A 5156-nucleotide genomic window follows, 5' to 3' on the forward strand; every position below is an offset into this window, starting at 1 on the left:
GCTCCGGCCGGGGGCCGTCGGTGCCGGTGCACGTCGTGGCCTGCCCGCGGTGCTGCGGCGCGCCCGCCGGCCGGCACGTGCTGGCCACGGTCGGCCGGGGGTCGGTCGAGATCAGCTGGGCGGGCACCGTCCTGGACGTGCCGGCGGACCAGGCCCCGGCCCGGGTCGCCGGCCTGCGGGGTGGTGGGCGATGACCACCCGCCCGCTGCGCCGTTACACCTACTGCGCCGACGGCGCGCAGATCTACCGGGAGTCGTTCGCGATCGTCCGGGCCGAGACCGACCTGTCCGGCGTCCCCGCCGACGCCGAACACATCGCGGTGCGCATGGTGCACACCTGCGGCCAGCCCGACCTGACCGCCGATCTGCGCATCCACCCGGACTTCGCGCGGGCCGGGCGGGCCGCGCTGCTGGCCGGCGCGCCGATCTTCGTCGACTCGACGATGGTCGCCGCCGGCATCACCCGCCGGCGGTTGCCGGCCGCCAACGACGTGATCTGCCACCTCAACGACCTGCGGGTGGCCGAGCTGGCCGCGGCCTGGGGCACCACCCGCTCGGCCGCCGCCGTGTCGCTGTGGGGCGATCGGCTGGACGGGGCCCTGGTCGCGATCGGCAACGCCCCGACCGCGCTGTTCCACCTGCTCGAACGGATCAGCGAGGGCGGTCCCCGGCCGGCTGGGATCGTCGGTGTTCCGGTCGGTTTCGTCGGTTCGGCGGAATCCAAGCAGGCGCTGGTGGACCACCCCGCCGGCATCCCGTACGTCGCGGTGACCGGGCGGCGCGGCGGTGCCGCGCTGGCCGCCTCCGCGATCAACGCCCTCGCCGGGAGCCCGGAATGACGGGCCGGCTCTACGGCGTCGGGCTCGGCCCCGGCGATCCGGAGCTGATCACCCGCAAGGCCGCCCGGCTGATCGGCTCGGCCGACGTCGTGGCCTATCACTCCGGCACCCACGGCCGCTCCATCGCCCGTTCGATCGCGGCGGAGCTGCTACCCGCCGGCGTCCTCGAGGAGGCGCTGGTCTACCCGGTCACCACCGGATCGACCACCCACCCGCGCGGCTACCGCGGCGCCGTCGACGACTTCTACGACGCCTCGGCCGACCGGCTGGCCGTCCATCTGGCCGCCGGCCGCACGGTGGTGGTGCTGTGCGAGGGCGATCCGATGTTCTACGGATCGTTCATGTACCTGCACGACCGGCTGGCGCTGCGCTGGCCGACCGAGGTGGTACCCGGCGTCACGTCGGTCTCCGCGGCCACCGCGGCCGCCGCGATGCCGCTGGTCCGGCAGCAGGACGTGCTGACCGTGCTGCCCGGCACCCTCCCGGTTCCCGAGCTGGCCCGCCGGCTCGCCGACACCCAGGGCGCGGCGATCATGAAGCTGGGCCGCACCTTCCCGGCGGTCCGGGAGGCGTTGCGGCAGGCCGGCCGGCTGGAGGAGGCGCTGTACGTCGAGCGGGCCTCGACCGCCGGCCAGACCCTGGTTCCGGTCAAGGACGTCGACGCCGCGACCGTGCCGTACTTCTCGATCGTCATCGTGCCCGGCGACGGCATCGATCGGGGCGTCGAGCGGGGTGACGAGCAGCTCACCCGGCCGGCGCCGGCGGGCGGGCGCGCACCGGGCGTCGGGCCGGCCGAGCTGCTGGTCCTCGGTCTTGGACCCGGTCCGGACGGCTGGGTCTCACCCGAGGTCAGCGCCGCCCTGGCCGAGGTCGACCACGTCGTCGGCTATGCGCCCTACGTCAACCGGGTCGCGCAACGGGAAGGCCTGCAGCGGCACGCGTCCGGCAACACCGTCGAGCTCGACCGGGCCGCGGCCGCCCTGCGGCTGGCGGCGGCGGGCGAGCGGGTGGCGGTCGTCTCCGGCGGGGACGCCGGCGTGTTCGGGATGGCCGCCGCCGTGTTCGAGGCCGCCCAGGCGCCCGAGTTCGCCGGCGTGCCGATCCGGGTGCTGCCGGGGATCACGGCCGCCCAGGCGGTCGCCGCCCGGGCCGGCGCCCCGCTCGGCGCCGACTACGCGGTCGTCTCGCTCTCCGACCGGCTCAAGCCCTGGTCGGTCATCGAGGACCGGCTCCGGCACATCGCCCGGGCCGACCTGGCGCTGGCCGTCTACAACCCGTCCTCGCGCAGCCGCGGCCACCGGCTGGCCGACGCCCTGGCCGTGCTGCGCAGCGAGCGCGACCCGGACACGGTGGTGATCGTCGGCCAGGACGTCGGCCGCGCCGGGGAGTCGGTGCGGTGCACGACGTTGGGGGAGCTGGACCCGGCGACGGTGGACATGCGGTGCCTCGTGCTGATCGGCGCCCGCGGGACCCGGATCAGCCCGACCGGACGGGTCTGGACGCCCCGATCGGTCCCGGACCCGGATCCGCGGCCGGGGGAAGGGTCCGGAGCGGTGGTGGACACCCATGGCGCGTAGCCGGTTCCCGCGCAGCGTCTACGGCCGGGGGACCGAACCCGATCCACGATTCAGCCTGGCCAACGAACGCACGTTCCTGGCCTGGATCCGCACCTCGCTGGCGCTGGTCGCGGCCGGGGTCGGCGTGCACGCACTGCACCTGCAGATCCCCGAGGAGCTCGGCGACGTCGCGGCGATCGTGTTGATCGTGCTCGGGATCGCCTCGGCCGCGCAGGCGTTCGTCGGGTGGGCCCGCAACGAGCGGGCGATGCGGGAGGGCCGGCCGCTGCACGGCGCCGTCACCGCCACCGCGCTGACGGTCGTGCTGGTGCTCACCACCGTGCTGCTGGCGCTGGCCATCTTCGTGCTGTGACGCCCGCGGATCGGTCGGGGATGTCGGGGGCACCGGGGCCGCTCGACGCGTCCGAGCTGTTCGACCGAGGTGCCCAGCCCGAGCGCACCCTGCTCGCCTGGGGGCGAACCTGCCTGGCCCTGGCCGTGGTGGTCGCCGTGCTGGTCAAGGTCCTCGTCGTCCGGGTGGACCCGGCCGTGATCGGCCTGACCGTGGCCGGGCTGGCGCTGCCGCTGGCCACCTGGCTGCTGGCCGTCGCCCGCTACCGCCGGATGCACCGCGAGCTGACCCGCCCCGGTGGGGCCGCGAACCTGCCCGCCGGTGGCGCGGCGGTGGCGGTGGCCACGCTCGCCGCCGCGGTCTGCGGCGTGCTGGCGCTGGTCGTCGTGCTGCGGTGAGCGTCCGGAGACCGGCTCAACGCACCCGGTCGGCGGCGTACAGGTGTGATTCGGCGGCGTTCCCGGACCCGCCCAGCGCGGGCCCGACCAGGATGACCGCCGCCTGGCGCAGCCCCGCCCGTTCGACCAGATCACCCATGTCGGCGAGGGTTCCGCGCAGGATCAGCTCGTCGGGCCGGGTCGCCCGGGACACCACCACGGCGGGACAGTCCGGACCGTAGGACGGGGTCAGGCGCGCGGCCAGCTCCCGGGTCCGGGTGATCGCCAGGTGCAGGGCCAGGGTCGCGCCGGTGGCGGCGAACCGTTCGAGCTCCTCGCCGGGGGGCATCCGGGTGGACCGGGCCTGCGTCCGGGTCAGCACCACCGACTGGGCCACCTCCGGCACCGTCAGCTCGCGGCCGAGCCGGGCCGCCGCGGCCGCGTAGGCCGGGACGCCGGGCGTCACGTCCCACGGCACTCCGGCGGCGTCGAGCCGGGCCGTCTGCTCGTGCAGCGCCGAGAACAGCGACGGGTCGCCCGAGCACAGCCGCGCCACGTCCCGCCCGGCGCCGTGCGCCCGGACCAGGTGCGCGGTGATCTCGTCGAGGGTGAGCCCGGCCGTGTCGACCAGCTCCGCGCCCACCGGGCAGTGATCGAGAACATCGGCGGTGACGTAGGTTCCGGCGTACAGGCAGACCGGTGACGCGGCCAGCAGGCGGGTCGCCCGGACGGTCAGCAGATCGGCGGCGCCCGGCCCGGCGCCGATGAAGTGCACGGTCATCGGGTCACGCACCACTGGACGACGGGACGCGCGGGCACCCAGCCGCGGAAGCCGCCCAGCGGTTCCACCCGCTCGACCGACAGCCGGATCAGTTCCCCGCCCAGCCGGGCCTGCCGCTCTACCAGCAGCGCCTCGGTCTCCAGGGTGACCGCATGCACCACCAGCCGGCCCCCCGGACCGAGCGCCTGCCAACAGGTGTCGAGCAACCCGGGGACGCCGGCCCCACCGCCGACGAAGATCGCGTCGGGCGTGGGCAGCCCAGCCAGCGCGGCCGGGGCGCGGCCGGTCACCACCCGCACGCCGGTCGCGCCCAGCGCGGCGGCGTTGCGGCCGATCCGGTCGGCCCGGGCGGCGTCCCGCTCGACCGCGACGGCGCGGCAGCGCGGATCGGTGCGCGACCACTCGATCGCCACCGACCCGGCACCCGCGCCGACGTCCCAGAGCACGTGCCCCGGGGCGGGAGCCAGCCGGGCCAGCGCGCATGCCCGGGCGTCCCGCTTGGTCAGCTGGCCGTCATGCTCGAAGGCCTCGTCCGGCAGGCCGCCGACCGTCGGCCAGCCACCGGACCCGGCGACGGTGAGGGCGACGACGTTCAACCGGGACACCGCGGGCGGGGTGGCGGCGAATCGTTCGGCCGTCGAGTCGTGCCGCGACTGTGCGGGGGTGCCCAGATCGGCCAGCACGGTCAGGGCGGACCGGCCGTGCCCGCCGCCGACCAGCAACCGGGCCAGCTCCAGCGGGGTGCGCTCGTCGGCCGAGAGCACTAGCACCCGGCGCCCCGGGGTCAGCACCCGGCGCACCGGGGCCAGCGAGGACGCCACCCGGACGACGTCGAACGAGTCGGACGGCCAGCCCAGCTGGGCAGCGGCCAGGGCGACCGACGACACCGTCGGGTGGACCCGGACCCGGGACGCGCCGACGAGGTCGATCAGGGTGGCGGCGATCCCGTAGACCAGCGGATCGCCGGAAGCGAGCACCACCGCCCGGCGGTCGCCCAGCGTGGCCAGCAGGTCCGGGAGACCCTCGCGCAGCGGCGACGGCAAGGGGATCCGCCGCGCGGGCGGCGGTCCGGCGTCCGCGGGGACAGCGTCCAGCTGGCGGGGGCTGCCCACCAGGGCGTCGGCCGCGGCGATCAGGTCGCGGGTGCGGGCGGTCAACCCGGCCCAGCCGTCGGCGCCGATGCCGACGACGTCGACCGGGGCGGCCCCGGTCGCGGGCTGGCGCGCCAGCTCGGCGGCGCGTCCCGGGCCCG

Annotated in this window: 6 protein-coding genes and 1 pseudogene; 5 read left to right on the plus strand and 2 right to left on the minus strand. The window is 76.4% G+C overall.

What is annotated here, in order from left to right; all coding sequences use genetic code 11:
- The 5 genes and pseudogenes from ACOJUF_RS21120 to ACOJUF_RS21140 form a co-directional block, all read left to right on the plus strand.
- Nucleotides 1-194: pseudogene (locus ACOJUF_RS21120) on the plus strand (hypothetical protein); the annotation flags it as partial.
- On the plus strand, nucleotides 191-838 hold the full coding sequence (locus ACOJUF_RS21125; protein WP_420123783.1) for a precorrin-8X methylmutase: 648 nt from the start codon (nucleotides 191-193) through the stop codon (nucleotides 836-838). The pseudogene ACOJUF_RS21120 and the gene ACOJUF_RS21125, both read left to right, overlap by 4 nt.
- A complete protein-coding gene (locus ACOJUF_RS21130) occupies nucleotides 835-2415 on the plus strand; it encodes a precorrin-2 C(20)-methyltransferase (protein ID WP_420123784.1) in 1581 nt (526 codons plus the stop codon). The genes ACOJUF_RS21125 and ACOJUF_RS21130 overlap by 4 nt, the downstream gene beginning before the upstream one ends.
- Nucleotides 2405-2767 carry a YidH family protein gene (locus ACOJUF_RS21135; RefSeq protein WP_420123785.1) on the plus strand — a complete coding sequence of 121 codons (363 nt, stop codon included), beginning with the start codon at nucleotides 2405-2407 and terminating at the stop codon, nucleotides 2765-2767. Before ACOJUF_RS21130 ends, ACOJUF_RS21135 begins: the two co-directional genes overlap by 11 nt.
- A gap of 20 nt (nucleotides 2768-2787) precedes the next feature.
- Nucleotides 2788-3144: a DUF202 domain-containing protein gene (locus ACOJUF_RS21140; protein WP_420123786.1), complete on the plus strand. Its 357-nt coding sequence runs from the start codon at nucleotides 2788-2790 to the stop codon at nucleotides 3142-3144.
- A 16-nt stretch (nucleotides 3145-3160) separates the two neighbouring features.
- Here the strand turns inward: ACOJUF_RS21140 and cobM are convergent, their stop codons facing one another.
- Both cobM and cbiE read right to left on the minus strand, forming a co-directional pair.
- The gene (gene cobM, locus ACOJUF_RS21145; protein WP_420123787.1) at nucleotides 3161-3904 is read right to left on the minus strand and encodes a precorrin-4 C(11)-methyltransferase; all 744 of its coding nucleotides are present in this window, start codon (nucleotides 3902-3904) and stop codon (nucleotides 3161-3163) included.
- A complete protein-coding gene (cbiE, locus tag ACOJUF_RS21150) occupies nucleotides 3901-5133 on the minus strand; it encodes a precorrin-6y C5,15-methyltransferase (decarboxylating) subunit CbiE (RefSeq protein ID WP_420123788.1) in 1233 nt (410 codons plus the stop codon). The genes cobM and cbiE overlap by 4 nt, the downstream gene beginning before the upstream one ends.
- Nucleotides 5134-5156 lie beyond the last annotated feature (23 nt).

The organism is Nakamurella sp. (genome assembly GCF_048594475.1).
Lineage (GTDB): Bacteria > Actinomycetota > Actinomycetes > Mycobacteriales > Nakamurellaceae > Nakamurella.

Excerpts from the sequence above, each read along its gene's own strand:
- ACOJUF_RS21125 (WP_420123783.1), top strand. The coding sequence starts at position 191 with ATGACCACCCGCCCGCTGCGCCGTTACACCTACTGCGCCGACGGCGCG.
- ACOJUF_RS21130 (WP_420123784.1), top strand. The coding sequence starts at position 835 with ATGACGGGCCGGCTCTACGGCGTCGGGCTCGGCCCCGGCGATCCGGAG.
- ACOJUF_RS21135 (WP_420123785.1), top strand. The coding sequence starts at position 2,405 with ATGGCGCGTAGCCGGTTCCCGCGCAGCGTCTACGGCCGGGGGACCGAA.
- ACOJUF_RS21140 (WP_420123786.1), top strand. The coding sequence starts at position 2,788 with ATGTCGGGGGCACCGGGGCCGCTCGACGCGTCCGAGCTGTTCGACCGA.
- cobM (WP_420123787.1), bottom strand. The coding sequence starts at position 3,904 with ATGACCGTGCACTTCATCGGCGCCGGGCCGGGCGCCGCCGATCTGCTG.